Genomic DNA, 26,206 nt, shown 5'->3' on the forward strand with positions numbered 1-26,206 from the left:
GGTCTTCGCTGGAGTTCGCCATGTCCCTTCGTCTGTCGCGCCGCACCCTGTTCGCTTCCGGAGGCGCGGCGGCGCTGGCGGCGGGACCCGTGTTCGCCCAGAGCGCGCCGGCGAATGACGATGCGTCGCTGGCGGCGGTGGTGGACGCCTATGTGGCCAAGTGCATGGCGGCCTGGCCGGATCAGCCGGCGCTGGGCGTCGCAGTGGTCAAGGACGGGGCGGCCGTTCTGGCGCGCGGTTATGGCGTCAAGGTTCAGGGCAAGCCGGCGCGGGCCGATGAGCACACCCTGTTCGCCATCGCCTCCAACACCAAGAACGTCACCGCCGCCGCCCTGGCCATCCTGGTCGACGAGGGCAAGGTGAAGTGGGACGAGCCGGTTCGGACCTATCTGCCCGGCTTCACCCTGTCCGATCCCTATATCGGCGAGCACATCACGGTGCGCGATACGCTGAGTCACCGGGCCGGGTTCGGCCTGGGCGCCGGCGACCTTCTGTTCTGGCCCAACAGCGACCGCACCCGCGCCGAGGTGCTGGCCCAAGCCGCCTTTGTGCCGATCGAGGACGGATTCCGGGCGCGCTATCACTATTGCAACCTGATGTTCGTGGTCGCGGGCGCGGTGCTGGAGGCCGTGTCTGGGATAAGCTGGGAGGCCTTCATCCAGACGCGCATCCTGGACAAGGTTGGGATGACCGAGACTGTGCCGCTGGCGCGTCTGGCGGATGCGTCCAAGTCCGCCCTGCCCCACGGCCGGGTCGGGCCGCCGCTGCGCTATCAAGGCGCGATGACGCCGATCGCCAAGTCCATCGTCGAGGTGTGGAACTGGGACTCCGCTGCAGCGGCGGGGGGCATCTGCACCACCCCGACCGACTGGGCCAAATGGATCGCCGTGCGGCTGAACGACGGCAAGCTGGCGGACGGGACGCGGCTGTATTCCGAGGATGCGGCGCGCGAGATGTATCGCCCCAACATCATCGTCGGCTCGTCGGCCGGACCGACGGCGGAACTGCCCAACCGATCCATCGCCTCGACCTATGCGATGGGTCTTCAGGTTCAGGACTATCGCGGCGAGCGGATCGCCAGCCATGGCGGCGGCTCGCCCGGCGGGATTTCCGCCACCGTGCTGATCCCTGGCCGCAAGACCGGCTTCAGCGTCTTCTCCAACGCCGAGGAGAGCTTCCTGCTGCGCGCCTTGCGGTCCGGCATCACCGACATCTGCATGGGCAAGGTCGATGTGGACTGGATCGCAGACTCCAAGAAGCTGGAGGCCGAGGGCAATGCGAAATCCATCGCCGCCGCAGCCGAAATCGACGCCAAACAGGCGGCCGGCGCGCCCCCGTCCATGCCGTTGGAAGCCTACGCCGGGACCTGGCGCGACCCGTGGTACGGCGACATCGTCATTGCGCCCAGGACCGAGGGACGCGGCCGAAACAGGAAGAGCGGCCTGTGGCTGAGCTTCACCCATACGCCCGCCCTGCAAGGCTGGCTGGAGCCGTATGACGGCGAGACCTTCCGCACCCGTTTCCCGGACAAGCGCGAGGAGGACGCCTTCGTCACCTTCTCGATCTTGACCGCCAAACCGGCGACCGCGACGGTGAAGGGGGTCAGCCCCGACATCGACTTCAGCTACGACTATCAGGACCTGAGACTGACGCGCGTGTGACTTGGGACGACCCTGTGACCCAGGGTCGCAAACCGGAACGGCCCGGGCGTCCTGACGCTGTCTTCCCATCAATCGAAAGGGAGACCGTCATGACCAAGACCCCAAACCCGCGCGCGCTGGATCGCGACGAGGCGGATATGGTCGAACAGACGAAGGCGTTGGCCGAGCGCTCGCCGGCGGAACTGCGCGACCTGACCGGGCGGCTGCGCGCGCGGCGCGACCGGGTGCAGCGTCAGATCCGAGGACGCGTTCGTGCGGGAGAGAGCGGCCCGGATGCGGGCGCGCGCGAGAAAAAAGCGCTGCTGACGGACGCCATCGCTCGCGTCGCCGATGAGATGGACGGTCGCAAATCGGGTCGGAAGGCTACGACGGCGACCGATAATCTGCGCGATGCCGTCCGTCGCAAGGCCGAAAGCCCGAGCTGGACCGGGCCGGAGGATCGCACCGCCGATCTGGGACCCAGCGAAACGCCGAACACCAAGATCGCCCCGTCAGGCGCGCTTCACGCCGAGGGCATGCGCGCCGCGATCGCCCGCTCGACCGGCGCGCGCTAGCCGGTGATCTCGAGTAGCTCAAGCTTGGCTTCCTGCTTGGGCCACGGCAGGACCAGGCGCCAGCGGTTCTGGCCGATGCGCTCGATGACGCCGACCTGATCGCGTTCGGCCTTGTCGCCATAGGCGGGGAAGGTCTTCTCGTCGGCGCCCCAGGCCTGGGCGCCGACATAGACGGCGCGGCGGTCGGTGTCGGGATAGATCAGGCCGCGCGTGCGCTGCGATCCCGTCGTCTTGGTCAGGACCAGATCGCCGCCGGGCGTCAGCTCGACCGAACAGGCGAACCAGGGATATTCGACATAGGCCAATCCCTGGCCCTCGACGCGGCGGCCCATCTTGATGGTGCGGCAGCGATAGGTTCCGGGTCCCGGCTGGATGCGGCCCGTCTGGGCGGCGTTCGGGTCGGCGAGCGGCCCCAGAGCCTCCACCTGACGCGAGAAGCCGCCGTCCTCCGCCTCGGCGCGGGCCATGCGCCAGGCCTGATCCAGCCGGCCAAGCAGGCTGGCGTCGGCGGCCTTGGCGATCTGACGCCAGGAGTCGGTTCCGCCCTGCATCCCCTCGTCGGGCGCGGCTGCAGACTGCGGCGTCGCTGTAGCCTCAGATGCGGCCTGGGCCGGCACGCCTGGCGCGGGCGTCGTGACGGCGGGCGAGGCCTCGGTCGGGGCGGCGGGACTGTTGTCGCCACAGGCCGCCAGGGCTGTCGTGGTCATCAGGGCCAGAACGGCCAGAGGGGTGCGGCGCATCAGCGTCTCCATCGGTTGCCCTGACCGAACGTGACAGGGCGCCCGAGGTTCAGCCGAACCTTAGCTGCGCGGCGCCGGGACCAGCTCGATCAGGTCCAGATTGGATTCGGTGTTGGGCCACGGCAGGACCAGCCGCCAGCGCGCCTCGCCGATGCGTTGCAGGATGGCGACCAGATCGCGGTCGGGGTTGCGGCCATAGGTGTTGGCGGCGGGCTCCTGCGCCAGGGCCAGCGAGCCGAGCATCACCATATGGCGGTCGTCTTCGGGGAAGAGCAGGCCGGAGGGGCGCTGCGAGCCCGTTAGCTTGGAGAACTTCAGGCCTTTCGGCGTCTGTTCGATGCGGCAGGCGAACCAGCCATAGACGACGTAACCGAGCCCGTCCTCACCGCCCTGGGTGCCCAGTTTGACGGTGCGGCAGCGATAGTCGCCGGGCAGGGGCGCGACGCCGGGCCGGTCGGCCTTGGGGTCGATCAGATCGCCCAGGCTGTTCAGGTCGCCGGAGCCGCGCTGACGCTTGGCCTGTTGCAAGGCCAGGGTCCAGGCGGCGTCGACGCGGCGGTAACGGTCCCGGTCGCCGGAGGTGATGACGCCGCGCCAGTCCATCAGCGCGCCCGATGCGCCGGACGGCGGCGGGGGTGGCGGCGGCGGGGTCGAAGCGCAAGCGGCGACGGCGCACAGGACGGCCAGCGGCGCCAGGCGACGCGCGAGCGAGCGGAACGGTACGAAACGGGACATCGACGCTTCCCTTGGGGCGACCAGGCGAACTTAAGCCTCTTAGGCCCTCTCGCGACCGTCGGCGTCAACCTCCGGGCCGCCCAGCGCCGTATTCAGCGCCGCCGCCAGGGCCGCCAGATCCAGCGGCTTGGCCAGCCAGGCGTCGAAGCCGGCGGCGCGGCCGCGCGCCCGGTCCGGCGCCGATACGGCCGCCGTCAGCGCCAGGACCGGCACGTGACGCGTCAGGGGATCGACGTCCAGTCGCGCCTTGACCTCATAGCCGTCCATGTCCGGCAGGCCGATGTCGAGCAGGATGACGTCGGGTCTGAGCGCACGCGCCAGATCCAGCCCCTCCGGTCCCGTCGTCGCGGCGTGCAGGGTCAGGCCCAGCCCGCTCGCCGCCTGGCGCATCAGGGCGATGTTGGCGGGATTGTCCTCGATATAGAGCACCACCGCCTGACGCGATGACGCCAGACCCGGCGCGTGGGCTGCCGGCAAACTCAGCGAAAAGATCGTGCCCGCACCGGGGTCGCGCGCCATGGTCAGGGCGCCGCCCATCCGCTCGGTCAGCCGCTGGACCGAGGCGACGCCGAGGGCGGTGCCGCCTCTGGCGTCGCGACCATCCAACGGGCGGAAAGGTCGGTCGTCGCCCGCACCGACGGGGATCATGCCGGCGTCATGGATGGCGATGATGATCCGGCCCTCGGCGCGCGACATCTCCATGCGCACCGTGCCTCCGCCGGGCGAATGGCGCAGGGCGTTCTCGACCAAGCGGCGCAGGATGCGGCGGATCTGGCCCGGATCGGCCATGACGGACAGGCCGTGGGCGGGCGGCGGACAGGCCAGCGTCACCCCCGCCTCCCGCGCCTGCGCCTCCAGCCCATCGCAGACCTGGCGCAGCGCCAGACGCAGATCGACGCGGTGCAGCGAAGGCGAACCGCCGCCGTCACCGCCGGTCATGAAGGCTTCGGTTTCCTCAATCAGGGCCAGCAAGACACCGGCCGCGGCCTCGATCTGACGTACGGACTGTGCCTGGCGCGCGGTCAGGGGATTGGCCGGGTCGTCGGCGCGCAGCAACTGGGTGAAGCCCATGATCGTGGTCAGGGGACTACGCAGTTCGCGCCCGAGGGCCTGCATGATCTCGTCCCGCGTCCGAAGCTCGGCGGTCAGGCGGTCGACCTCGCCGTCGGCCGTCGTCAGGGCGCGGCGCAGGCCTTGGGTCTGCTGGGCGATGCGGGCTTCGAGCCGGGCGTTCTCACGACGCAAGCCCTCGGCGACCCCGTGCGCCTGAAGCCAGAGCCAGATCCCCGCGCAGGTTCCCGCCAGCGCCAGGGACAAGACAAGCAAGACAAAATCCATGACGCCCCTCCGACGCGCCATATTGACGCGTCAGAGTTGCATTCAGGTAAACGTGCCCGCTTGGGTTGTTATCAGTCTTCGCTGGCTGCGGCGGCTTCGGGCTTGCGACGCGGCGCACGGCGACGCGGGGCCGCCTCGCCTTCGGCTTGCTCCGCCGGGGCCGACGACACCGGCGCGCGGGTCAAAAAGCCCGGCAGGGCGGTCGGGGCGTCGCCCTCGTCCGCCGCAACAGCGGCGGCGGTGCGGCGCGGTCGGCGTGCGGGACGCTCATCGGCAGCGGGCGCCTCGACGCTCGGGGCGTCAGTGACAGGCGCATTGACCGGCGTCTCGACGACGGGCGCTTCGCTGACGGCTTCGGCGCGGTCGGCCTCGGCGTAGGCAGGGGCGGCGCCCTCAGCGCCGTCTTGGGCGCCGTCCTGATTGTCGAAGCGGCGATTGCGTTCCTCGCGGCGACGCTCCCAGCGTTCGCGGCGGCTTTCGCGACGACCGCCGCCCTCGCCCTCGGCGCGGACCTCGTCGCCCTCGCGCGGCTCGCGGGGTTCGCGCGGCTGCTGGCCGTCGCGGTTCTGGTCACGGTCACGGTCACGGTTTTGATCGCGGTCGCGGTCGCGGTTGTCACGGTCCCGGTCCCGGTCACGGTCACGGTCACGATTGTAGTCGCGGTCGCGGTTCTGATCGCGGTTCTGGTTCTGCTCGGCGCGCTCGGCGGCCTCCGCGGCCTGACGGTCGGCGGCCTGCTGGGCGGCGACGAAGGCGGCGGCCTGGGCGCCGGATTCGTCCTCGAAATCGATGTCGAAGCCCTGGTTGGACTGTTCGCGCGCGGCGATGTCCGAGAAGGAGCGCTGCGGCTGTAGCGCGCGCAGGACGCGGTAATAGTGTTCGGCGTGCTGCTGATAGTTTTCGGCCAGCACCCGATCGCCGCTGGAGGCCGCGTCGCGGGCCAGCTGTTGATAGCGCTCGTACACCGTCTGGGCGTTGCCCCGGACCTTGATGTTCTCGGGGCCCTGCGAATCCCACGAACGATTCGGATTGGCGTTGTTGGCGTTATTGGCGCCCGCCTTGTTCCGATTGCGTCCGCGCTGACGCTTCATGCCCTTGAAATCTCTCATTCGCGCTACCGTGTGCAGGGGCGGACCAAAGCCTGGAGGCCGGTTCCGTCCGTTTCGTGGTTCCGTCTCGCTCGGGGCCGATCCCCGATTGTCGAACTGTCGGAATGCCTTGTCGCCCGCATGGTGCGCCGGTCCTTTCGGGACCGACCGTCATGGCCGGCTCAAGCCGCGAACAGCCGGGTATGCGCCCGTAAAGCTGCGATTGAGTGGGAGACGGCAGAGACTTAACCCGAGTGGGCGGCCTTTCCAAGCGATATTCGTCAATGCGTCGCACCGAACCCTGCACAGCGCCGCTTTGCCAAGCCCGCCGGCTGGGCTAGGCATGACCTTTGAGACGACGACGAGGCTATCCCATGCGCGTGCTGGTTCTGGGCGGCGACGGTTTTTGCGGCTGGCCCACGGCCCTGCATCTGTCGGCCGAAGGGTGGGACGTGACCATCGTCGACAACCTGAGCCGCCGGAACATCGACAACGAGCTGGAGGTCCAGTCCCTGACGCCGATCCGCACCATGGGCGAGCGGATCAAGGCGTGGAAAGACGTGTCCGGCCGCGACATCGGCTTCGTCAACATGACGGTAGGCAAGGAATTCGACCGTCTGGTCGCCCTGATCCGCGACTTCGCCCCCGACAGCGTGGTGCATTTCGCCGAGCAGCGGGCCGCCCCCTATTCGATGAAGTCGGCGCGGCACAAGCTGTACACCGTCGACAACAACATCAACGCCACCAACCACCTGCTGGCCGCCATCGTCGAAAGCGGCCTGGACGTCCACCTGGCTCACCTGGGGACGATGGGGGTTTATGGCTACGGCACCGCGGGCCTGCGCATTCCCGAGGGCTATCTGAAGGTGACGGTGGATACCGACAACGGCCCCGCCGAGCAGGAAATCCTGTTCCCGCCCAATCCGGGCAGCATCTATCACATGACCAAGACGCAGGACGCCCTGCTGTTCCAGTTCTATGCCCGCAATGACAATCTGCGCATCACCGACCTGCACCAGGGCATCGTCTGGGGCACCCAGACCGAACAGACCAAACAGGACGAACGACTGATCAACCGCTTCGATTATGACGGCGATTACGGCACGGTGCTGAACCGCTTTTTGATGCAGGCGGCGGTCGGTTATCCGCTGACGGTGCATGGATCGGGGGGCCAGACGCGGGCCTTCATCCATATTCAGGACACGGTGCGCTGCGTCGAACTGGCGCTGAAAAACCCGCCCAAACGCGGCGAGCGGGTCAAGATCCTGAACCAGATGACCGAGAGCCGCCGCGTGCGCGATCTGGCGGCCATGATCGCCGACAAGACCGGCGCCGAAATCCACAATGTCGCCAATCCGCGTCAGGAGGCCGACGAGAACGATCTGGTCGTCGCCAACGACCAGTTCCGGGATCTAGGGTTGAAGCCGATCACCCTGGCGCAGGGTCTGATGGACGAGGTTACGGACATCGCCCGCCGCTATGCCGACCGGGCCGATCTGGGTCGGGTGCCGTGCGTCTCCGCCTGGAACCAACGCCGGGCGGCGGCGCTGGAAAATGAGGCGCGACCGGCAGCCGACGCGCCGCCTTCCCAAGTTCTGACGGCCTGAGTTTTGTAATGCCTATCGCCTCCCCTCCCCTCGATCTGCTGGTCTTCGGCGGCGGCTATCTGGGACGGGCGGCGGCGCTGGAGGCCATACGGCGCGGCGGACGCGCGACTGCCACCTCTCGCGATCCCGACCGGCGTCGCGCCCTGGCGGCCGACGGGATCATGGCCATCGATCCCAGCGATGCGGCTGCCTTGAAGACGTCGGTGGAGGCGGCGACGGCCGTGCTGATCACCGCCGCGCCGGACGCCCAGGGCTGTCCCGGTCTGCGGGCCCTGGGGCCATTGGCGGGCGACGCCTGGCCCGACTGGATCGGTTATGTCTCGTCCACCTCCGTCTATGGCGACCGGGCCGGCGGATGGGTGTTCGAGGACGGGCCGCTTAACGCCGCCAATCTGGAGGGCGCACGCCGCGTCCGGGCCGAACGCGATTGGCTGGATGGGGCGCAGGGGATGGGGCTGACCGTCCAGATCTTCCGCCTGCCCGGTTTCTACGGGCCGGGGCGCAGCGTGGTCGAGCGGCTGAAGGAAGGCACGGCGAAGCTGGTCAGAAAGCCCGGCCAGGTCTTCAACCGCATCCATGTAGATGACATCGTCTCGGGCCTGTTCGCGTCGATGGCGCAGCCGCGACCGGGCGCCGCCTACAATCTGACTGACGACGAACCGTCGCCCGCCGATGTGGTGATGGAATGGGCGGCGGATCGGATGGGGCTGCCCCGCCCGCCCCAGGTGGACTGGACCGACGACAGCGTCAGCGAGGCGATGCGTCGCTTCTATCTGGATTCCAAGCGCGTCTCGAACGCCCTCGCCAAGGCCGAGCTGGGCTGGCGGCCCGCCTATCCCAGCTGGCGCGAAGGGCTGGCGACGCTGATGGACGCACCGCCGCCGCTCCGATTGGTGAGCTGATTACACCCCGTCATCCTCGGGCTTGACCCGAGGATCGGGCGTTGTTCGGACCATGCGTCGCCCGTTCGCACGAGCAGCGGATCATCCGGTCCTCGAGTCAAGCCCGAGGATGACGGATGGTTGGCGCCCTTAGAACGGCAGCAGATTGCGCTGGCGGCTATAGCTCATGGTGCCGACGTTGGCGCCCAGGCGCAGGCCGACGCCGGTGCGGATCGGGGCCAGGACGATGCCGTCTGCGCGCTGATAGTTCACGCCCAGGCCCGCGACCAGATAGGCCGAGCCCTCGATGCCGGGATAGCGGCGATAGATCATGTCGGGGTGGTACAGGCCATAGACCAGGGTGAAGACGCGGCTGGCGTTGCCGCCCCAGTCCCAACCCACCGACGCGCCCTGCCAGAACACTTCCTGAGAGGCCGACAAGTCCTTCATGTGCAGGGCGCCGCGGCCGTAGCGGGCGCCGACAACGACGGCGCCGGAGCCTTCCTCGCCCGCGATATAGGCGGTCGGGCGGTCGCCCTGGTCGGCGAAGACGCGCTCGATCGCGCCGCCCACGACCTCAGCCGCGATGCCCAGCTCGCGCGAGCCGGCCGAGACCAGTTCATCGAAGCTGTAGGCCTGGGCCGTCTGGTCCGAGCGGATTGGATAGTTGGGATCGCGCGGCGGCGCCGAGGCGCAGGCGCCCAGCGACGAGGCGCCGGCGGCGGTGGCGAGGCCCGAAAGGATCAGTTGGCGGCGATGCATGGAGGGCGCTCCGAAAGGCGACGAGAGGACGGCCGGCTGGCGCGCCGGTCTTGGCCTCACCGTCCCCGACCTTTGCGGCAGCCTTGCGGCTTCAAGGTTAACGGGGTCTTACCGGGCGCGCCGATCAGGCCGCAGCGCGCTTTCGCCGGACCAGCAGCCAAGCCAGCCCGATCAGGACCGCCAGCATTCCCAAGGCCTTTCCAGCCGTCAAAGGATCCTCCACCACGAAGATCACGAACAGGGTCGTATTGATCGCCAAGGCGATGATCGCCGGCAGGGGATAGAGCGGCATCTTCCACGGCCGTTCCAGATTTGGCTCGCGCACCCGCATGACGATGACGGCCGCATTCACCAGGACGCTCATCAGCGCCAGCAGCGAGGTCGAGAAGGTCAGCAGGGTCTCATAGACCCCGATGGTGGCCAGCAGCCCGCCCGCCAGCACCGTCGCGATCAGGGCCAGACGCGGCGTGCCGTTGGCGGCGACCCGGGTCAGGGCCGAAATCTGATACTCGCGCGCCATGGCGAACAGGACGCGCGGGAACACCATGACCATCGCATTGATGATCGTCACCAGCGACACCAGCGAAATGGCCGTGACGATGGGGCCGGCGACATCGCCGAACACCCGACCGGCCGCATCCGCCGCGACGAGGTTCGACCCGGCCATCTCGGCCGGCGTCAGGACGTTCAGATAGGTCAGGTTGGCCAGCACATAGATCACCGTCACCACGGCGATGCCTGAGAAGGTCGCCCGCGCGATCGTCCGGCCCGGATCCACCACCTCCTCGCAGAAATAGGAGGCGCTGTTCCAGCCGTAGTAGGTGCCGGAAATGGCGCGCAGGGCCATGACGATGCCGCCGAAGGTCAAGGCCGCCGCCGTAGCCGGCGCGATCTCGGTCGCGACGGGCGCGCCACGCGGCGCCAGGAACAGGCCGATGATCAGCACGGTGAACAGGGCCGCCTTGACCGCGCTGCCGATCTCCTGCGACCGACCACCGACCTTGGTGCCCAGCCATTGCACGCTGCCCACCACGACCACGATCAACAGGGCGAGGACGCCGATCGGCACGCTGCTCGCAACGCCCAGTCGGTGCAGATATTCGCCAAAGACCACGGCGATGAAGGCGATGCCGCCCATATTGCCCAGCCAGTCGCAGACGCCGACGGCGAGGCCGGTCAACGACCCGAAGGCGCGCCGGGCGAAGATATAGGGGCCGCCCGTCTTGCGGATCGAGGCGGCCAGTTCGACCGTCGACATGGCGTCGATCCAGGCGACCAGACCGGCGACGCACCACAGGCCGATTATGATCGTGGGGTTCTGAACCCCCTCGGCGACCACGCCGGGGGTGCGCAATATTCCCTGACCGATGACGCCGCCGACCACGACGGCGACGCCGAACGTCACGCCCAGGACGCGCAGCAGATGGCCGCGATCCGGTTGGGCCGCCTGAGGTTCCGTCGTCATCGCCTATGTCCCCGCGCCGCCCGAAAGACGGCGCTGCGCCCCCTCAAGCCCGCAGCCTGCCGCCCTGCTTTTCGACCGCTCCGACGACCTTGGCGGTCAGGGCCTCGATCTCGGCTTCGGTCAGGGTGGCTTCGCGCGGTTGGATCATGACCTCCAGGGCGACGGACTTGAAGCCGTCGTCCACGCCCTTGCCGCGATAGACGTCGAAGACGCGCACGTCGGCGATCAGGGCCTTGTCGGCGCCCGTCGCGGCCCGGACCAGATCGCCGACCGGTTTGGCGTCCTCGACCACGAAGGCGAAGTCGCGCGTCAGGGGCATGAGTGCCGACAGATCGGCGGTTCCCCGCGCCTTGTCCGATTTTCCGCGTGGCTCCGGCACGTTGTCCAGCACGATTTCGAAGCCCAGCATGGGGCCGTCGGCGTCCAGCGCCTTCAACACGCGCGGATGCAGTTCGCCGAACTCGACCATCACATTCTTGGGCCCCAGTTGCAGACGGGCTGAACGGCCGGGGTGCCACCAGTCGCGGTTCTGGCCTTGGACCAGTTGCAGCGAGGCGACCGGGGCGCCGATCTCCTCCAGCAGGGTGGTCAGGTCGCCCTTGAGCGCGAACAGAGCGTCCTCACCGGCGCCGGCCCAGTGACGGGCGGCGTGCGGGGCGACCAGACCGGCGATGACCGTGCGCTGATCCGCCGGACCGTCGCCCAGATAGATGGGGCCGATCTCGAACAGGGCGGCGTCGGCGAAACCGCGCGCGGCGTTCCTCGCCGCCGCCTGGATTAGGTTCGGCAGGGCCGAGGGCCGCATGCAGTCCAGATCGGCCGCGATCGGGTTCTCCAGCATCAGCCGATCATCCCCGCCGCCGAACAGTGCTGCGGTCGACTGCTTGGTGAAGGACCAGGTGACGGCCTCGGCGTAACCGAGGGCCGCCAGGGCGCGACGCGCGGTGCGGACGCGGGCCTGGCGCTGGCTCAGCACGCCGCCGGCGGGGCGGGCGACCTCGGGCAGAGGCGTATCGGGCAGGCTGTCGAAGCCCTCGATGCGCGCAACCTCTTCCACCAGATCGGCCGGACCTTGGACGTCGCGACGCCACGACGGCGGAGTGACGAGCCAGGGCTCGGACTGACCGGCCGACGCGGCCTGAACCAGGAAACCGAGCTGGCCCAGGATGGTCCCGATCCGGTCATCGGCCAGGTCCATGCCGCTGAGGCGCTTCACATAGGCGGGGTCGAAGGCGAAGGGCGCCGGGCTCGCCGGCGGTTCGCCGACGAAGACGATTTCCGACGGCTCGCCGCCGCACAGGTCCAGGATCAGGCGCGTCGCCAGTTCCAGCCCCGGCGTGACCGAGACCGGATCGACGCCGCGCGCGAACCGGTACTGGGCGTCGGAATGGATGCCCAGCGCACGGCCGGTCTGGGCGATGACCAGCGGGTCGAACCAGGCGCTTTCCAGGAAGACGTCCGTGGTGGTCTCGTCGCAGCCGGTCGATTCCCCGCCCATGACGCCGCCCAGGCCGATAGGGCGCTCGCCCCCGCCGTCGGCGATGACGCAGTCGGCTGCGGATGCGGCGTAGGTCTTGCCGTCCAGGGCGATCAGATGTTCGTGCTCGCCGGTCGCGGTCGAAACCTGGCCCGCCCGCACCACGATCTCGGTCCCCGACAGCTTGGCGACGTCATAGACGTGCAACGGGCGAGCTCGGTCATAGGCGATCAGATTGGTCACATCGACCAGACGGTTGATCGAGCGCAGGCCGATGGCCGTCAGACGCTTCTGCAGCCAGGCCGGCGACGGGCCGTTCTTTACGCCGCGAATGACGCGACCGGCGAAGACCGGGCACATCTCGGGAGCCTCCAGCCGCACGCTGATCGGCGACGGGAAGGCCCCGCGCACCACGGCGATGTCGAAATGCTTCAGCTTGCCGACGCTGGCGGCGGCCAGATCGCGCGCGATGCCGGCGACGCCCAGCCAGTCAGGCCGGTTCGGCGTGACCTCGAAATCGATGACCGGCTCGGCGCCGAACAGGCCGGCGACCGGCGTGCCGACGGGGATTTCCGGCGGCAGTTCCTGAATGCCGTCGCTCTCGTCAGAGAGCTCAAGCTCGGAGGCCGAGCACAGCATGCCGTTCGACACCACGCCGCGCACCGGCTTCTCGACCAGGGTCACGCCCAGGCCCGGCACATAGGCGCCGATGGGCGCGTAGATGGTGGTCAGGCCCGCCCGCGCGTTCGGAGCGCCGCAGACGATCTCCTTCATCCCATCGACCGTCTCGACCTGGCAGACCTGCAACCGGTCGGCGTTGGGATGACGCTCGGCCGAAACGATCTTGGCCACGGTGAAGGGCGCCAGTTTGGCGGCGGGGTCGAGCACTTCCTCGACCTCCAGCCCGGCCATGGTCATGGCCTCGGCGATCTGATGGACGTCCGCCTCGGTTTCGAGGTGGTCCTTCAGCCAGGACAGGGTGAACTTCATGGTCGTCTCAGGCCTTGGGCTTGTCGGTCAGGGCGCCAGATGGTGCAAGCGTCTCACCCCCCAGCATTCCAATAAGCTGCTGGAGAAAATCAGGCGTGCCCGTGAAGCCGACACCCAGGAAGCGGCAGCGCTCGAACCGACAGTTTCGGAAGGGAATGGCCCCCACGACCTGATAACGACCGAGAGGCGCCAGCATGAGCACGTTCGGGTCGCCGCCATGCTCACCGAAAAAGCAGTCGTCGAAATGGCATCCTTCGATCGGGAGAACCACCGCCGGCCCTTCGAAAAGGCAATCGGTGAATGCACGATTTTCGATCGTGAACCGTCCCTCACGCGCAGCCTCCAGATAGATCTGCGGCAACCAAATGTCGACCTTGTCATACACCGGACCGGGCCCGACGGCAGCGAAGGGGGATTGCACGTGATCGGTCATGTATTCAGCTCAGGCCCGAGGCCGGGTTGGGGGCGGCGAAGGCCGAGAAGCCGTAGTGGGACAGCCAGCGGGTATCCGCGTCGAACATGGGGCGCAGGTCGGGCACGCCGTATTTCAGCATGGCCAGCCGATCCACCCCCATGCCGAAGGCGAAGCCCTGATATTCGTCCGGGTCGATGCCGCAGTTCCTGAGCACATTGGGATGCACCATCCCGCAGCCCAGGATTTCCAGCCAGTCGTCGCCGGTGTTGAAGACCAGTTTGCCGCCCGAACGGTCGCAGCGGATGTCCATTTCGGCCGAGGGCTCGGTGAAAGGGAAGTGGTGCGGACGGAACCGCGCCTGCACCGCATCCAGTTCGAAGAAGCGGGCGATGAAGGTCTGAAGCGTGGTCTTCAGGTGGCCCATGTGAATGTCACGGTCGATCACCAGACCCTCGATCTGGTGGAACATCGGCGTGTGGGTGGCGTCGGAATCCTTGCGGAAGGTGCGGCCCGGCGCGACGATGCGGATCGGCGGCTTCTGGCTCATCATGGTGCGGACCTGCACCGGGCTGGTGTGCGTGCGCAGCACCTTGCGCTCGCCCGTCTCGGGGTCCGGCTTCAGGAAGAAGGTGTCGTGCATTTCCCGCGCCGGGTGTTTGGGCGGGAAGTTCAGGGCGGTGAAGTTATGGAAGTCGTCCTCGATGTCGGGACCTTCGGCCACGGCGAAGCCCATCTCGGCGAACAGGGCGATCATCTCGTCCATCACCTGCATGGTCGGGTGGACCCCGCCCTTCCTGCGCGGACGCGCCGGCAGGGTCAGGTCGATGCGTTCCGACAGCAGCCGGGCGTCCAGCTCAGCGGCTTCCAGCGCGGTCTTCTTCGCGGCGATGGCGGCGGCGACGCGGTCGCGCAGGCCGTTGATCATCGGCCCCTGTTCACGGCGTTCGTCGGGGCTCATCGCCCCCATGCCCTTCAACAGGCCGGAGATGGAGCCGGACTTGCCCAGGGCGGCGACGCGCACCTCTTCCAGGGCGGCGACGGTTTCCGCGCCGCCGATGGCGTTGATCAGGTCGAGTTCGAGTGTGGCGAGATCGGTCATTTGCCCCGTGCCTTAGCGTTCTCGCGCGCGTTCGTCACCCTTCAAGGGGCCGATGCGAGGGCCTGAAGTTCCGACGCCGGCGCCTTGTTGGCCGCAACGATCCAGGCGGGCGGTTCGGGCTCCCAGCGTATGGGCCGGCCGTCGGTCTGCATCCAGCGATGCAGCCACGAGATTCCGTTGGCGCGGACATAGGTGTCGGCATGGCCGTAGATCGGATCGGCCAGCGCCTCTTCCAGCGGCACGAAGCGATAGCCGCGCGCCAGATACAGGGCGTGGATCTGCGGATACCAGGCCTGGTTCAGGCTGTTTGCGTGCAGCAGCAGCACCTGCGCCGGTTCACGCCCGCCCGCCACATCGGCGCTGTAGGGTTCGAAGAAGTCCAGCACCGTCGCCATATGCGCCACATAGGCCTGACCGATGCGCTGCATCAGCGCCTGATCACCGATCTGCTCGGCCTTGCGATAGACGTCGGCGAACATCCAGTCGTTGTTGTCGAGGGTCACAGGCGCGATCGTATAGCCGCGCTGGGCCAGGCCGCCGGCGATGGCGTCGTGCTTTTCCTGTGTCTCTCCGGTGAACAGATAGGGGTGGCGGAACCAACGCAGGGTCTGGCCGCGCGCCTCAAGCGCCTGCCGAACGATCGGCGCGCCGGCGTCCACGTCGGCAAGATAGGCCTCAACCGTCGTCGAGTGGATGTTCAGATGGGTGTTGGTGTGGTTGCCCAGGTCCAGACCAGCGTCCAGCCAGACGTTCAGCACGCGCGGCAGGATCGTGGCGCGCTCGGCCTCGCACACCTTGCCCGCATTGACGAAGGCTGTGCCGTGCGTGTCCAGCGGCTTCAGCATGGCGACGAAATCCTGGGTGATCGTCATCAGGCGCGCCGGATCGCACAGGGTCGCCGCATCCGTCTGGAACGGCAGGTCGTCGAAGGTCACGGCGACGCGTCGGTCCTGCGCGGCGGCGGGAGTGATCAGGGCGAGGGCGGCGACCAGGCCGCAGATCAGGGTGCGCATCATGCGGCGAGGCTATCGAAGTCGCATGCGCGAGGGAATATCGCGCGCAATCCGGACTTTCCATCCGCCCACGGATCGACTGTCGAAAAGCCGCCGCGAAAGGTTCATGAACGGCAAAGCTGGCGTTAAATATCAGCGTCTAATCAGGCCTCCGGACTTGCGAGGATCTTGATGCCGCTGATCGGTGATTTCGTCGACTTGATCGCGCCTGTGGCCCCGTCCACGCCGGGCGCCGATGTGTTCGAACGGTTCCAGAGCGAGCCGAACACCCTGGCCCTGGCCGTCGTCGACGAAGATGGCCGGCCCGTCGGCATCATCGAGCGCAACGCTTTCACCCTGAGGATGGCGGCCGAGTTCGGACGCGCCCTTTATGCCCGAAAGCCCGCCGAAAGCCTGATGGACCGCAATGCGCCGGTGGCGGAGGCGGCGACCAGCGCCGAGGCCTTCTTCCACACCTATGGCGCGGCGGAACTGGGCGCCTTGCTGACGGGCTTCATCGTGGTGGCGGACGGCCGCTACGTCGGCGTTGGCACGGCGCTGCAGGTGGTGCAGGCCGGCGCGGCCCTGCACCGCCAGCGGGCCGAGGAGATGAGCGCCCTGGCCCGCGACCTGGCGCTGGCCGAGGCCGAGGCCGTCGCGTCCAGCCGCGCCAAGTCTGAGTTCTTGGCGGTGATGAGCCACGAGATCCGCACGCCCCTGAACGGCGTGCTGGGCGTCGCAGCCCTGATGGACAAGAAGCTGGAGCAGGAAGAGCTGCGTCCCTACGTCCGCACCGTGATCGATTCGGGCCAGAGCCTGCTGCGGCTGCTGACCGACGCGCTGGACATGTCGCGCGCCTCGGCCGGCATGCTGACGCTGGAGGAGGAGCCGCTGGACCTGGCGGCCGTCGCCTTCGACATCGACGCCCTGTGGCGCGCGCGGGCCGAGGAAAAGGCCCTGGCCCTGACCATCCGCACCGACCTGGCCGTTCCCTGCGTTCAGGCCGACGGGATGCGGCTGAAGCAGCTGCTCAACAATCTGATCGGCAATGCGCTGAAGTTCACCCTGACGGGCGAGGTCGTCGCGCTAATCGAAAGCCACGCCGACGGCGAGGTGATCTTCACCGTGGACGACAGCGGCCCCGGCGTGCCCGAGGCGGCGGCCGCGACCATCTTCGACCCGTTCAACACCGGAAAGGCCGGGCGCGAGGGGGCGGGCGCGGGCCTGGGTCTGGCCATCTGTCGTCAGATCGCCGAACGGATGGGCGGCGCGATATCGCTGGGCGCCTCGCCCCAGGGCGGCGCGCGGTTTCAGGTGCGCCTGCCGCTGCGCGTCGCGACCGAGAGCGCGGCGCCCGCTCCGGCCATGGCTGAGCCGACCCCGCACGACACGCTGCATGTGCTGGTGGTGGACGACAACGCCACCAACCGCTTCGTCGCCGGCAAGCTGCTGGAGATGTTCGGCTGCACCTGCGAGATGGCCGAGAATGGGCGCGAGGCGGTGGATGCCGTCAGCGCGCGCCGGTTCGACCTGGCCCTGATGGACATCAAGATGCCGGTGATGGACGGGGTCGCCGCGACGCGGGCCATCCGCGCCCTGCCCGGCCCGGCCGGCGCCCTGCCGATCCTGGCCCTGACGGCGAACGCCGACGAGCGCGACGAGCTGGACTATATCGCCGCAGGCATGAACGGGGTGGCGCAAAAGCCCATCCAGCCCGACGCCCTTCTGAACGCCATCCGCATGGTGCTGGCGCAGAGCCAGGCATCGCATGTCCCCAAGGCGGCCTGAAACGAAGAACGCCCGCCCCGGAAACCGGAGCGGGCGTCATTCTTGTTGCGCTACGCTCGCGACGCGATCGCTCGCGGCTTGAGCGCGGCCCTTAAGCCAGGGCGGCGCGGACCTTGTCGGCGACGGCCTTGAAGCCGGTCGCGTCGGCGGCGATCGCGGCCAGAACCTTGCGGTCCAGTTCGATGCCGGCCTTGTTCAGGCCGTTGATGAACTGGCTGTAGGTGAAGCCTTCCAGACGGGCGGCGGCGTTGATGCGCTGGATCCACAGGGCGCGGAAGTTACGCTTCTTGGCGCGACGGTCGCGATAGGCGTATTGCCCGGCGCGGTCGACGGCGGCCTTGGCCGTACGGATGGTATTCTTGCGGCGGCCGGAGAAGCCCTTGGCCTGCTCCAGAACCTTCTTGTGCTTGGCGTGCGAGGTTACGCCACGTTTAACGCGAGCCATGTCGCTATTCCTTCAAATTCTTTGGGATGGAGATCAGTCGTACAGCGCGCGCCGATCAGGCGTACGGCATGTAGGATTTGATCTTCTTGGCGTCGGCGTCGGCCATGACCGAGGTGCCGCGGTTCTGGCGGATGTATTTCGAGTTGTGGCTGATCAAGCGGTGACGCTTGCCCGCAACGCCGGCCTTAACCTTGCCAGTGGCCGTGAATTTGAAGCGCTTCTTGGCGCCCGACTTCGTCTTCAGTTTCGGCATTTCAGTCTCCTTTTTGGAGGGCTACCGTCCTTTGGACTACTTGAGCCCGTGGGGAGGTGTCTCTCCAGAGTTTAAGAACCGCCCAGGCATGCCTGTTCGCCTGGCGGTTCGGTACGCGAAGGCGCGGCTTCTACGTGAAGAGCGCCGCCATTGCAAGACGAGTCAGGCCGGGGCTTTGACGCCGCCCTCTCCGCTGCGAATGACGCGTCCGGCGTTGATCGCCATCAGGGCCGCCGGGATGGTCAGTAGCGCCCCGATCACGAAGGGCCAGTCATGCCCCAGCCCCGAGAACAGTGCGCCCGCGATCATCGGCCCGAAGATGCGCGCCACCGAGCTTGAAGCCATGTTCAGACCCAGCATGGCCCCCTGCCGATCAGGCGGCGAGGCGCGGCTGATCATGGCCGAGATGTTGGGCATGGCCAGCGACATGCCGCACGCGCCGATCGCCATCACGATCGGAATGATCCAGCCCTGGACGACCGGGATCGTCAGGGCGCCCAGCTCGAGCCGCGTCGCAGGGAACCACGCGACCGGCGCCAGCACCTGCAACACCAGCGAAGTTCCAAACAGCAGCATGCCGGTGGCCAGCACGCGCGATTCGCCGAACCGCCGCGCCAGCCGCCCGGCGAAGAACCCCTGGTTCAGCGTCGAGACGATGCCCACGATCATGAAACTGAGCCCCACCTCGCGCGCGCCCCATTGATAGCGGCTCTCGGACCACAGGCCGAACACACTCTCCATCGCCGAGAAGCCGGCCATATAGATCAGGGTCACGACCAGCACGCGCGACACCACCGCATTGTCGCGCGCATCCTTCAGCCCCGCCAAAAAGGCCGGACGCGGGGCGGCGGGATCGGCCTTGGCCCGGCTCTCGCGCAGGAAGACGACGACGCCGACCGCCGCGACCGCCGCCAGCGCCGCCGCCAGGAAGATCGGCAGCTGATAGCCCAACCGTCCCAGCTGCGGCTGCGTCAGCAATCCACCTAAGCCCGGACCGACGATGAAGCCCAGGCCGAACGCCGCCCCGATCAGACCCATCCGCCCGGCCCGCTGCTCGGGCGGGGTCACATCGGCCACATACCCCTGAACCGTCGAGATATTGCCCGCGCCAAGGCCGGTGAACAGCCTGACCGCGATCGCCAGCCAGATGTTAGGCACGAAGGCCAGCATCAGATAGCCCAGCGCATTGGCGATCAGGGTCATCAACAGCACGGGCTTTCGTCCGATCCGATCCGACAGTCGCCCCCAGAAGGGCTCGGCGAAGAACTGACCCAGCGAATAGGCCGAGAACATCAGCGTGATCTGCCACGCCTCGGCCTTCAGGCTCTGGGCGAAGAACGGCAGCAACGGCACCACCAGCCCAAACCCGACCAGATTGATAAACACCGTCGCAAACAGCACGGCCAGCGCCGGCGTCTTGAGCTTGGGCGGGGTCGGGTTCACGGTCATGTCGCAGCCTTAGCGCGACCCCCTGCCTCAATCGACTGGATTGTTGGCCGCAAGAAACCGCACCGTCTCACGAAGCATCTGCTGGCGCGTGTCGGCGCGCGACAGCCAATGGTCCTCGCCAGCCAGTTCAATCAGTTCGACCGGCTTGCCTGCCCGCTTCATCGCCTCGGCCATGACGCGGCTCTGCTCGATCGCCACCACCGTATCGTCGCGGCCATGGATAAGCAGCAACGGTTTATCGACCGTGTCGGCCAGATAGGCCGGCGATAGAGCGTCCAGCGCCCGGTCGTTCAGACGCGCCGCGCCCATGAACCGGTTCCAGTAGCGAACGGTCTGACTTTCGCGCCGTCCTTCCTGGCGCGCCTCCCAGTTGACCATGCGGCGCAGGTCGGACACGCCGGCGACGGCGACCCCACAGCGATAGACTCCCTTGTCCAGGGTCAAACCAGCCATGGCGGCATAGCCGCCGTAGCTTGCGCCGACGATGCACACGCGTTCGGGATCGACGATGCCCTGCTCTGTCAGGAAACGCACGCCGTCCGACAGATCCGTCTGCATCTTGCGGCCCCATTCGCCATAGCCCGCCTCCATGAAGGCCCGCGTATAGCCGTCCGACCCACGGAAGTTGGCCTGCAGCACCGCATAACCGCGCGATGCCAGGGCCTGGGCCCACCAGTCAAATCCCATCACGTCGCGCGACGCGGGGCCGCCATGAGCCAGCACGATCAACGGCAGCTTCTCCGGCGTTGCGACGCCAGGCGGCAGGGTCAGATAGCCCGGAATGTCCAGCCCATCTGCGGCGGTATAGCGAATGTGTCGCACAGCGCCGACCTTCTCGGGCGGAATGTCTGGATAGGCGAAGGCCAGGGCGTCAGCCGTTCGTCTGTCGAAATCAACGAGTTGATAGAGGCCGGATTCGCCTGAGTCGGTGAAGACCAAAATCCGCTTTTGATCTGCGTTCCAGGACACCAACTGCGGCACCTTCTCGCCAAAGGCCCGCGTGATGGAACGCCATCGGCTGGCGGAGGCGGGCTCGATGAACTCGTAACGCACGCCATCGTCTTCGGTGCGTGACCCGCCGATCAGGAGGCGGGTCTGAGGATGACGCAAAAGGTTGTCGGGATGATGCTCGAATGGCAGTTCGGTCCAGACACCCGTGTCCATATCGACCTCGAACAGATTGTTGGCCGTTTCGCTCTCCGGATCGGCGGCGGCGAGATCAGGCCGATCCGCAGCGACAAGAATCGTACGCGGCGTTCGCCCCATGCCGAGCAACGCCGGAGGATCGAGTGGAGCGTTCACTGACCAAGCATCGCGCAAGCGACGGCCGTTCGGCAGCATCAAGGTCCAGCGACCGCTACGCTCGACGTAGGTCGACATGGCGATAACGGCGCCCTCGGCGTCCAACACATAGTCTTCGGTGTCCCAGTCCATAGGCGCGACGGACCGCCCCCGGCCCGAGGTCAGGTCGATCCGGAAGAGATCGACTTGGCCGCTATAAAGATTGAGCGCACGCGCGAACAGCGCAGGCCCTTGGGCGGTGTCGCGGATCTGGGCGCCGCCATAGAGAACCGGAAGAACATCGTCCGTGCGGTCCAGAACACGCGCCAGCTTCTGGGTCTTAAGGTCCAGTATCACGCCGAAATAGAGCTCGGACCGCGGGATGCCTAAAAGATGCAGCGCACGCGTCTGGGAGCTGATGATCAGCACCTTGTCTTCGCCGATCCAGCGCAGATCGCGGACCTTCGCCTGACCGATGGTCGAGGCGAATAGATGCTCGCCCGTGTCGATATTTGTGACCGCGATGGCGCGCTCTTCACCGGTCACGACGATGCGGGCGATAAGCGTTCCGCTGGGCGAAAGCTCCATCAATTCCACGGCCGGAGAAGCGGCGTACACATCGATGGGGGGAGGTGCGTTCTGTGCGAGGGCCGCCGAAACCGAGCCGCCCATCAGGGCGGCGACACTCACCACGGCCAGGATCAACCCCGACAGACCAGACTTCAGCATGAACGCCCCCACTCAAGGCAAGGCTCAACCAGAAGACGCAGATTTACGCAAGCGGCAGATGCGCAAAAACAAAACGCCCCGGTCGTAAAACCGGGGCGTTTCGTATTCAGCGATGGATCGCGATCAGCGCGGGGCCAGGATCATGATCATCTGGCGGCCTTCCATCTTGGGCGAGAACTCGACCTTGGCGACTTCGTCGAAGTCGGCCTGGACCTTGTTCAGCAGCTTCATGCCCAGTTCGGGGTGCGCCATTTCGCGACCGCGGAAGCGCAGGGTGACCTTGACCTTGTCACCTTCCTCGAAGAAGCGGTGCATGGCCTTGGCCTTCACCTCATAGTCGTGGGTGTCGATGTTCGGACGGAGTTTGATCTCCTTCAGTTCGACGACCTTCTGCCGCTTGCGCTGCTCGGCCTTCTTCTTCTGTTCCTGGAAACGGTGCTTGCCGTAATCGAGGATCTTGGCCACCGGCGGCTCGGAGGTGGAGACGATCTCGACCAGGTCCATCCCGGCTTCCTCGGCGGCTTCCAGAGCAGCGGAGGTGGGCATGACGCCCTGTTTTTCGCCGTTCTGGTCGATGAGCAGAACGCGAGGGGCGCGGATATCCTGGTTCATACGCGGCCCGTCTTTCACGGGTGGCGCTTGCATGGGACGGCGAATGGGCGTCGTTTCCTTATGTGGTCAGAGAAGGCATATGTCGTGATGAGCGAATGCACGCGGCGATCGCCACGTTCCCCTCAAGGCCGGCAATATGCGCCGCGAGCCCCGATTTTTCAAGGGTTCGCAGGCGTTTCGACGATGTAGGCGTCATGCAGCGCCAGCACCGCGTCGAAGACGTGATCCACCGTCAGGTCCTCGATCGGCGCGAACTGGCCGCGCGTCTCGTTGGACGCCGCCGTGCGCGTCTTGGGCCCCCACGGCCCATACAGCCACCATTCCGTCGGCCCGAACAGACCCAGGGTCGGACGGCCCAGCGCGGCGGAGACGTGCATCAGACCCGAATCGTTGCCGACGAACAGATCGGCCCGGTCGATGGCGGCCGCCGAGGCCAGGATGTCGCCCTTGCCGACGAAATCGATGCCGCGCCCTCCTTGCTCTGCATGGCCAGCAGCTTCCAAAGCCGGGGTCGCCGGGGGCCGGTCACCCGGCCCGCCCACCGGCATGAAGCGCCAGCCGTTGAAGCGCGGCTCGGCTTTCAGCTTCTCGACCAGCGCGCCCCAGCGATCGGCGGGCCAGCTCTTGCCCGGCTGATGCGCGATGGGGGCTAGGGCGATTATCGGGCCGGGACCCGCGCCGCCCGCCAGCTGCGGATCGATCACGGCGGCGGCCTCGGCCCGCGCCTGATCGTCCAGGAAGATTTCGGGATCCAGCGGCGTCGGCGAACCCATCAGCCGCGACACCATCTCGACCTTGCGCAGGCCCGTCTCCCAGGAGCGATTATAGACGATGCGCCGCTTCGCCGGAATCAGATAGCTGAGCGCCGAACCCCGGATGTCGATCACCAAATCCCAGCGCGTGCCGACGACCTGTTTCCACAGATCGAGCCAGTGGCCAGACAGCTTCTTCTTGTCCAGCACGATGGTGCGCACCACGCCGGGCGCATTGCGGAAGAAGGGCGCGGGCGGCCGGCCGCAGGCGACGGTGATCTCGGCCCCCGGGACCTGACGCGCGATCTCGCGGATCACGCCCGACGAGATGACGCAGTCGCCGATGCGGTTGGAGGTGACGAACAGGACCTGGGGTGCGGACATGGGTCTGTGTTCCGCCATCGCGCGTCGCGGTCAAGGGTGACGACGGCGGAAAGTCCGGGCAGAACATCCGCATGAGCGACATCCAGCACCAGTCCCGCCCCGACGGCGAAACCCTGGCCTTCAAACGCGTCGACGGCGACGGCCCGACCGTGATCTGGGTCGGCGGCTTTCGTTCGGACATGGAGGGGACCAAGGCCCTGGCCCTGGACGTCGCCGCGCGCGAACGCGGCTGGAACTTCGTCCGCTATGACCACTTCGCCCACGGCCAGTCCTCCGGCGACTGGAGACAGGCCACCATTGGCCGCTGGCGCGAGGACGCCGTCGCCCTGATCGACAGTCTTTCCGGCCCGGTCATTCCGGTCGGCTCCTCGATGGGCGGCTGGGTCACGCTGCTGGCGACCCTGGCGCGGCCGGACCGGATCAAGGGGCTGGTCCTAGTCAATCCGGCCCAGGACTTCACCGAACGGCTGATGTGGCCCGGCCTGGCGGACCACGAGCGCCAGGCCATTCTGCGCGAGGGCGAGACCCTGATCGTCGAGGAAGGGCTGGGCGAATATGTCCTGACGCGGCGTATGTTCGAAGAGGCGCGCGACTGGCTGCTGCTGGACGGCGTGATCGACGTCGCCGCGCCGGTTCACATCCTGCAAGGCCGCGCCGACGACGTCGTGCCGTGGCGACATCAGGTCGAGTTGGTCGAACGGCTGACGGGCGGCGACGTGCGCCTGGACCTGATCGAGGGCGGCGATCACCGGCTCTCGACGCCGGCGGACCTCGACCGACTGGTCGCGGCGGTCGAGGCGATGCGGGGCTAAATCAGCCCTTACCCGTCAGCGCCCCGTACAGGTCCGTCCGTCGATCGCGGAAGAAGCCCCAGGCCGCGCGGTATTTGTCCAGCTCGTCCAGATCGAAGCGGTGCACCAGCACCCCCTCCTCCTCAGCGCCCAGTTGCTCGACCAGTTCGCCCTGCTGATCGGCGATAAAGGAATGGCCGTAGAAGGTCTGGCCGACCTCGGTCACGCGCTCATGACCGATCCGGTTGGCGCCGACGACCGGCACGGCGTTGGACACCGCGTGTCCCTGCATGGCCCGCCGCCACGGCTCGGCCGTGTGCAGGGTCGCATCATGCGGCTCGGTGCCGATGGCGGTCGGATACATCAGGACATCGGCGCCCATCAGCATCATCGCCCGCGCCGCTTCCGGGAACCACTGGTCCCAGCAGATGCCGACCCCGACCTTGCCGAAGCGCGTCTTCCAGACCTTGAAGCCCGTGTCGCCCGGCCGGAAATAGTATTTCTCCTGATAGCCGGGGCCGTCGGGGATATGGCTCTTGCGATAGACGCCCAAGGCCTCGCCGTCGGCATCCAACATGACCAGCGAGTTGTAATACTGCGGCCCGTCCTTCTCGAAGATCGAGACCGGAATGGCCACGCCCAGTTCCTTGGCCACCGGCGCCATGGCCGTGACGCACGGATGTTCGCGCCACTCATAGGCCTGGGTGAACCAGTGCTCTTCCTGCGAGACGCAGAAATATGGCCCCTGGAACAACTCCGACGGCAGGATCACCTGCGCGCCCCGCCCCGCCGCCGCCCGCACGAAGGCGATGGTCTTGTCGATGTTCGCCTGCATGTCCTCGCCATACGAGGTCTGGATGCCGGCGACGGTGATGTTGCGGGTCATGCGGGCTCCTGCTGGGAGATGCAGTGGAACGAGCCGCCGCCGGTCAGGATGGCGTTGGACGGCAGCGGAATGATCTCGCGATCGGGGAAGGCATCCTTCAACGCCTGGCAGGCCATGTCGGCGGCGCGCACATCGCCATAGGTAGGCACGATCACCGCGCCGTTGGCGATCAGGAAGTTCATGTGGCTGGCCGGGATCGGGCGCTCGTCCGCGTCCAGCACCAGCCCCGGCGACGGGATGCGCACGACCTTCAGCGGACGGCCCGCCGCATCGGTCACGGCGGCCAGATCGCGCGCCGTCGCGTCATAGACGTCGGCGTTGACGTCGTTCGTCCCCCAGGCGACCGGGCAGGCGACCACGCCTGGCGCGACGAACCGCGCCAGATTATCGACGTGCCCGTCGGTGTGATCGTTCAGCAAACCGTCGCCCAGCCACACCACCACCTTGGCGCCGACCGCCCTTTCCAGCGCCGCCGCCGCGACGGCCTCATCCTGGTTCCAGGCGGGATTGCGGTTCGGGTTCAGCAGGCATTGGCGCGTGGTCAGAACGGTCCCCTCCCCGTCATGATCCAGCGACCCGCCCTCCATGACAAAGTCGTTCCAGGTCAGGTCCACGCCCGCATGTCGGCCAATCTGGCCGGCGACCAGGTCGTCGCCCGGCATGTCATATTTCCCGCCCCAGCCGTTAAACTTGAACGCCGCCGCCGTTTTGGATCCCGCGCCGAAAATCGGCCCGGTGTCGCGCAGCCAGACGTCGCCGAACTCGCCGGCCACGACCTCGACATTGGCCACACCCGCAAAACGCGCTTGGGCGTCGGCCAGCACCTCGGCCTTGCCGACCATCAGCTTGACCTGCTCGCGACCCGGACCGGCCAAAGCCCGCACCATCCCTTCGACCTCGTCCTGCGCCTGTTCCAGCGCCTCGAACCAATATTCCGCATGGCTGGGCCAACCCACCCACATGGCGCGGTGCGGCGCCCATTCTGCGGGGATGGCGGCAGTGATCGGATCGGTCATGCGGGCGTCCTCAGGA

24 protein-coding genes are annotated in these 26,206 nt (G+C 67.4%); 6 read left to right on the plus strand and 18 right to left on the minus strand.

Features of this window, described 5'->3' with window-relative positions:
• The first annotated feature begins 20 nt into the window (after nt 1–20).
• Nucleotides 21–1,661: a serine hydrolase gene (locus tag Q9R14_RS10300; RefSeq protein WP_306002311.1), complete on the plus strand. Its 1,641-nt coding sequence runs from the start codon at nt 21–23 to the stop codon at nt 1,659–1,661.
• Nucleotides 1,662–1,750: 89 nt separating this feature from the next.
• The gene (locus Q9R14_RS10305; protein WP_306002312.1) at nt 1,751–2,215 is read left to right on the plus strand and encodes a hypothetical protein; all 465 of its coding nucleotides are present in this window, start codon (nt 1,751–1,753) and stop codon (nt 2,213–2,215) included.
• On the opposite strand, the gene Q9R14_RS10310 is transcribed toward Q9R14_RS10305, so the two are convergent.
• From Q9R14_RS10310 to Q9R14_RS10325, 4 genes are all read right to left on the minus strand, one after another.
• The gene (locus Q9R14_RS10310; RefSeq protein WP_228763783.1) at nt 2,212–2,955 is read right to left on the minus strand and encodes a DUF4893 domain-containing protein; all 744 of its coding nucleotides are present in this window, start codon (nt 2,953–2,955) and stop codon (nt 2,212–2,214) included. The two genes, Q9R14_RS10305 and Q9R14_RS10310, sit on opposite strands and share 4 nt — an antisense overlap.
• A gap of 60 nt (nt 2,956–3,015) precedes the next feature.
• Entirely contained in the window at nt 3,016–3,690 is a 675-nt protein-coding gene (locus Q9R14_RS10315) for a DUF4893 domain-containing protein (protein ID WP_306002313.1), read from the minus strand.
• A 39-nt stretch (nt 3,691–3,729) separates the two neighbouring features.
• A complete protein-coding gene (locus tag Q9R14_RS10320; protein WP_306002314.1) occupies nt 3,730–5,016 on the minus strand; it encodes a hybrid sensor histidine kinase/response regulator in 1,287 nt (428 codons plus the stop codon).
• Nucleotides 5,017–5,099: 83 nt separating this feature from the next.
• A complete protein-coding gene (locus Q9R14_RS10325) occupies nt 5,100–6,137 on the minus strand; it encodes a DUF4167 domain-containing protein (RefSeq protein WP_306002315.1) in 1,038 nt (345 codons plus the stop codon).
• 353 nt (nt 6,138–6,490) lie between these two features.
• Between Q9R14_RS10325 and Q9R14_RS10330 the strand changes: the two genes are divergently transcribed.
• Both Q9R14_RS10330 and Q9R14_RS10335 read left to right on the plus strand, forming a co-directional pair.
• On the plus strand, nt 6,491–7,723 hold the full coding sequence (locus tag Q9R14_RS10330) for an NAD-dependent epimerase/dehydratase family protein (RefSeq protein ID WP_306002316.1): 1,233 nt from the start codon (nt 6,491–6,493) through the stop codon (nt 7,721–7,723).
• Between the two features lie 8 nt (nt 7,724–7,731).
• On the plus strand, nt 7,732–8,625 hold the full coding sequence (locus Q9R14_RS10335) for an SDR family NAD(P)-dependent oxidoreductase (protein WP_306002317.1): 894 nt from the start codon (nt 7,732–7,734) through the stop codon (nt 8,623–8,625).
• 129 nt (nt 8,626–8,754) lie between these two features.
• Here the strand turns inward: Q9R14_RS10335 and Q9R14_RS10340 are convergent, their stop codons facing one another.
• The 6 genes from Q9R14_RS10340 to Q9R14_RS10365 form a co-directional block, all read right to left on the minus strand.
• Nucleotides 8,755–9,366 (minus strand): DUF1134 domain-containing protein, encoded by a 612-nt coding sequence (locus Q9R14_RS10340; RefSeq protein WP_017506335.1) that lies wholly within the window; start codon nt 9,364–9,366, stop codon nt 8,755–8,757.
• Between the two features lie 124 nt (nt 9,367–9,490).
• Nucleotides 9,491–10,831 carry an APC family permease gene (locus tag Q9R14_RS10345; RefSeq protein ID WP_306002318.1) on the minus strand — a complete coding sequence of 447 codons (1,341 nt, stop codon included), beginning with the start codon at nt 10,829–10,831 and terminating at the stop codon, nt 9,491–9,493.
• A 43-nt stretch (nt 10,832–10,874) separates the two neighbouring features.
• Entirely contained in the window at nt 10,875–13,298 is a 2,424-nt protein-coding gene (pheT, locus tag Q9R14_RS10350) for a phenylalanine--tRNA ligase subunit beta (RefSeq protein WP_306002319.1), read from the minus strand.
• Between the two features lie 7 nt (nt 13,299–13,305).
• Nucleotides 13,306–13,731 (minus strand): pentapeptide repeat-containing protein, encoded by a 426-nt coding sequence (locus Q9R14_RS10355; protein ID WP_306002320.1) that lies wholly within the window; start codon nt 13,729–13,731, stop codon nt 13,306–13,308.
• Nucleotides 13,732–13,735: 4 nt separating this feature from the next.
• A complete protein-coding gene (gene pheS, locus Q9R14_RS10360; protein ID WP_295198250.1) occupies nt 13,736–14,812 on the minus strand; it encodes a phenylalanine--tRNA ligase subunit alpha in 1,077 nt (358 codons plus the stop codon).
• A gap of 41 nt (nt 14,813–14,853) precedes the next feature.
• A complete protein-coding gene (locus tag Q9R14_RS10365) occupies nt 14,854–15,828 on the minus strand; it encodes a polysaccharide deacetylase family protein (protein ID WP_306002321.1) in 975 nt (324 codons plus the stop codon).
• A gap of 168 nt (nt 15,829–15,996) precedes the next feature.
• Here Q9R14_RS10365 and Q9R14_RS10370 point away from each other — a divergent pair, with 168 nt between their 5' ends.
• On the plus strand, nt 15,997–17,592 hold the full coding sequence (locus tag Q9R14_RS10370) for an ATP-binding protein (RefSeq protein ID WP_306002322.1): 1,596 nt from the start codon (nt 15,997–15,999) through the stop codon (nt 17,590–17,592).
• Between the two features lie 91 nt (nt 17,593–17,683).
• Here the strand turns inward: Q9R14_RS10370 and rplT are convergent, their stop codons facing one another.
• The 6 genes from rplT to Q9R14_RS10400 form a co-directional block, all read right to left on the minus strand.
• Nucleotides 17,684–18,037, minus strand: coding sequence for a 50S ribosomal protein L20 (rplT, locus tag Q9R14_RS10375; RefSeq protein ID WP_017506327.1), 354 nt, complete (start codon nt 18,035–18,037; stop codon nt 17,684–17,686).
• Between the two features lie 55 nt (nt 18,038–18,092).
• Nucleotides 18,093–18,290, minus strand: coding sequence for a 50S ribosomal protein L35 (rpmI, locus tag Q9R14_RS10380; RefSeq protein ID WP_003166435.1), 198 nt, complete (start codon nt 18,288–18,290; stop codon nt 18,093–18,095).
• A gap of 162 nt (nt 18,291–18,452) precedes the next feature.
• Nucleotides 18,453–19,739 (minus strand): MFS transporter, encoded by a 1,287-nt coding sequence (locus Q9R14_RS10385; protein ID WP_091748941.1) that lies wholly within the window; start codon nt 19,737–19,739, stop codon nt 18,453–18,455.
• A gap of 27 nt (nt 19,740–19,766) precedes the next feature.
• Nucleotides 19,767–21,749 carry a S9 family peptidase gene (locus tag Q9R14_RS10390; RefSeq protein WP_306002323.1) on the minus strand — a complete coding sequence of 661 codons (1,983 nt, stop codon included), beginning with the start codon at nt 21,747–21,749 and terminating at the stop codon, nt 19,767–19,769.
• A 123-nt stretch (nt 21,750–21,872) separates the two neighbouring features.
• Nucleotides 21,873–22,394 carry a translation initiation factor IF-3 gene (gene infC / locus Q9R14_RS10395; RefSeq protein ID WP_055752751.1) on the minus strand — a complete coding sequence of 174 codons (522 nt, stop codon included), beginning with the start codon at nt 22,392–22,394 and terminating at the stop codon, nt 21,873–21,875.
• A gap of 125 nt (nt 22,395–22,519) precedes the next feature.
• Complete coding sequence (locus Q9R14_RS10400) at nt 22,520–23,497, minus strand: glycosyltransferase family 9 protein (protein WP_306002324.1); 978 nt, start codon at nt 23,495–23,497, stop codon at nt 22,520–22,522.
• Nucleotides 23,498–23,568: 71 nt separating this feature from the next.
• Here Q9R14_RS10400 and Q9R14_RS10405 point away from each other — a divergent pair, with 71 nt between their 5' ends.
• Complete coding sequence (locus Q9R14_RS10405) at nt 23,569–24,309, plus strand: alpha/beta hydrolase (protein WP_306002325.1); 741 nt, start codon at nt 23,569–23,571, stop codon at nt 24,307–24,309.
• A 1-nt stretch (nt 24,310) separates the two neighbouring features.
• Here the strand turns inward: Q9R14_RS10405 and aguB are convergent, their stop codons facing one another.
• Nucleotides 24,311–25,174 (minus strand): N-carbamoylputrescine amidase, encoded by an 864-nt coding sequence (gene aguB, locus Q9R14_RS10410; RefSeq protein WP_306002326.1) that lies wholly within the window; start codon nt 25,172–25,174, stop codon nt 24,311–24,313.
• Nucleotides 25,171–26,190, minus strand: coding sequence for an agmatine deiminase family protein (locus Q9R14_RS10415; protein ID WP_306002327.1), 1,020 nt, complete (start codon nt 26,188–26,190; stop codon nt 25,171–25,173). Before Q9R14_RS10415 ends, aguB begins: the two co-directional genes overlap by 4 nt.
• Nucleotides 26,191–26,206: the final 16 nt, after the last annotated feature.

The organism is Brevundimonas sp. C43, assembly GCF_030732185.1.
Classification (GTDB): domain Bacteria; phylum Pseudomonadota; class Alphaproteobacteria; order Caulobacterales; family Caulobacteraceae; genus Brevundimonas; species Brevundimonas diminuta_C.

Bases quoted from the DNA above. Each gene is read 5' to 3' on its own strand.
- Q9R14_RS10300 (WP_306002311.1), top strand. From the start codon at position 21: ATGTCCCTTCGTCTGTCGCGCCGCACCCTGTTCGCTTCCGGAGGCGCG.
- Q9R14_RS10305 (WP_306002312.1), top strand. From the start codon at position 1,751: ATGACCAAGACCCCAAACCCGCGCGCGCTGGATCGCGACGAGGCGGAT.
- Q9R14_RS10310 (WP_228763783.1), bottom strand. From the start codon at position 2,955: ATGCGCCGCACCCCTCTGGCCGTTCTGGCCCTGATGACCACGACAGCC.
- Q9R14_RS10315 (WP_306002313.1), bottom strand. From the start codon at position 3,690: ATGTCCCGTTTCGTACCGTTCCGCTCGCTCGCGCGTCGCCTGGCGCCG.
- Q9R14_RS10325 (WP_306002315.1), bottom strand. From the start codon at position 6,137: ATGAGAGATTTCAAGGGCATGAAGCGTCAGCGCGGACGCAATCGGAAC.
- Q9R14_RS10330 (WP_306002316.1), top strand. From the start codon at position 6,491: ATGCGCGTGCTGGTTCTGGGCGGCGACGGTTTTTGCGGCTGGCCCACG.
- Q9R14_RS10335 (WP_306002317.1), top strand. From the start codon at position 7,732: ATGCCTATCGCCTCCCCTCCCCTCGATCTGCTGGTCTTCGGCGGCGGC.
- Q9R14_RS10340 (WP_017506335.1), bottom strand. From the start codon at position 9,366: ATGCATCGCCGCCAACTGATCCTTTCGGGCCTCGCCACCGCCGCCGGC.
- Q9R14_RS10345 (WP_306002318.1), bottom strand. From the start codon at position 10,831: ATGACGACGGAACCTCAGGCGGCCCAACCGGATCGCGGCCATCTGCTG.
- pheT (WP_306002319.1), bottom strand. From the start codon at position 13,298: ATGAAGTTCACCCTGTCCTGGCTGAAGGACCACCTCGAAACCGAGGCG.
- Q9R14_RS10355 (WP_306002320.1), bottom strand. From the start codon at position 13,731: ATGACCGATCACGTGCAATCCCCCTTCGCTGCCGTCGGGCCCGGTCCG.
- pheS (WP_295198250.1), bottom strand. From the start codon at position 14,812: ATGACCGATCTCGCCACACTCGAACTCGACCTGATCAACGCCATCGGC.
- Q9R14_RS10365 (WP_306002321.1), bottom strand. From the start codon at position 15,828: ATGATGCGCACCCTGATCTGCGGCCTGGTCGCCGCCCTCGCCCTGATC.
- Q9R14_RS10370 (WP_306002322.1), top strand. From the start codon at position 15,997: ATGCCGCTGATCGGTGATTTCGTCGACTTGATCGCGCCTGTGGCCCCG.
- rplT (WP_017506327.1), bottom strand. From the start codon at position 18,037: ATGGCTCGCGTTAAACGTGGCGTAACCTCGCACGCCAAGCACAAGAAG.
- rpmI (WP_003166435.1), bottom strand. From the start codon at position 18,290: ATGCCGAAACTGAAGACGAAGTCGGGCGCCAAGAAGCGCTTCAAATTC.
- Q9R14_RS10385 (WP_091748941.1), bottom strand. From the start codon at position 19,739: ATGACCGTGAACCCGACCCCGCCCAAGCTCAAGACGCCGGCGCTGGCC.
- Q9R14_RS10390 (WP_306002323.1), bottom strand. From the start codon at position 21,749: ATGCTGAAGTCTGGTCTGTCGGGGTTGATCCTGGCCGTGGTGAGTGTC.
- infC (WP_055752751.1), bottom strand. From the start codon at position 22,394: ATGCAAGCGCCACCCGTGAAAGACGGGCCGCGTATGAACCAGGATATC.
- Q9R14_RS10400 (WP_306002324.1), bottom strand. From the start codon at position 23,497: ATGTCCGCACCCCAGGTCCTGTTCGTCACCTCCAACCGCATCGGCGAC.
- Q9R14_RS10405 (WP_306002325.1), top strand. From the start codon at position 23,569: ATGAGCGACATCCAGCACCAGTCCCGCCCCGACGGCGAAACCCTGGCC.
- aguB (WP_306002326.1), bottom strand. From the start codon at position 25,174: ATGACCCGCAACATCACCGTCGCCGGCATCCAGACCTCGTATGGCGAG.
- Q9R14_RS10415 (WP_306002327.1), bottom strand. From the start codon at position 26,190: ATGACCGATCCGATCACTGCCGCCATCCCCGCAGAATGGGCGCCGCAC.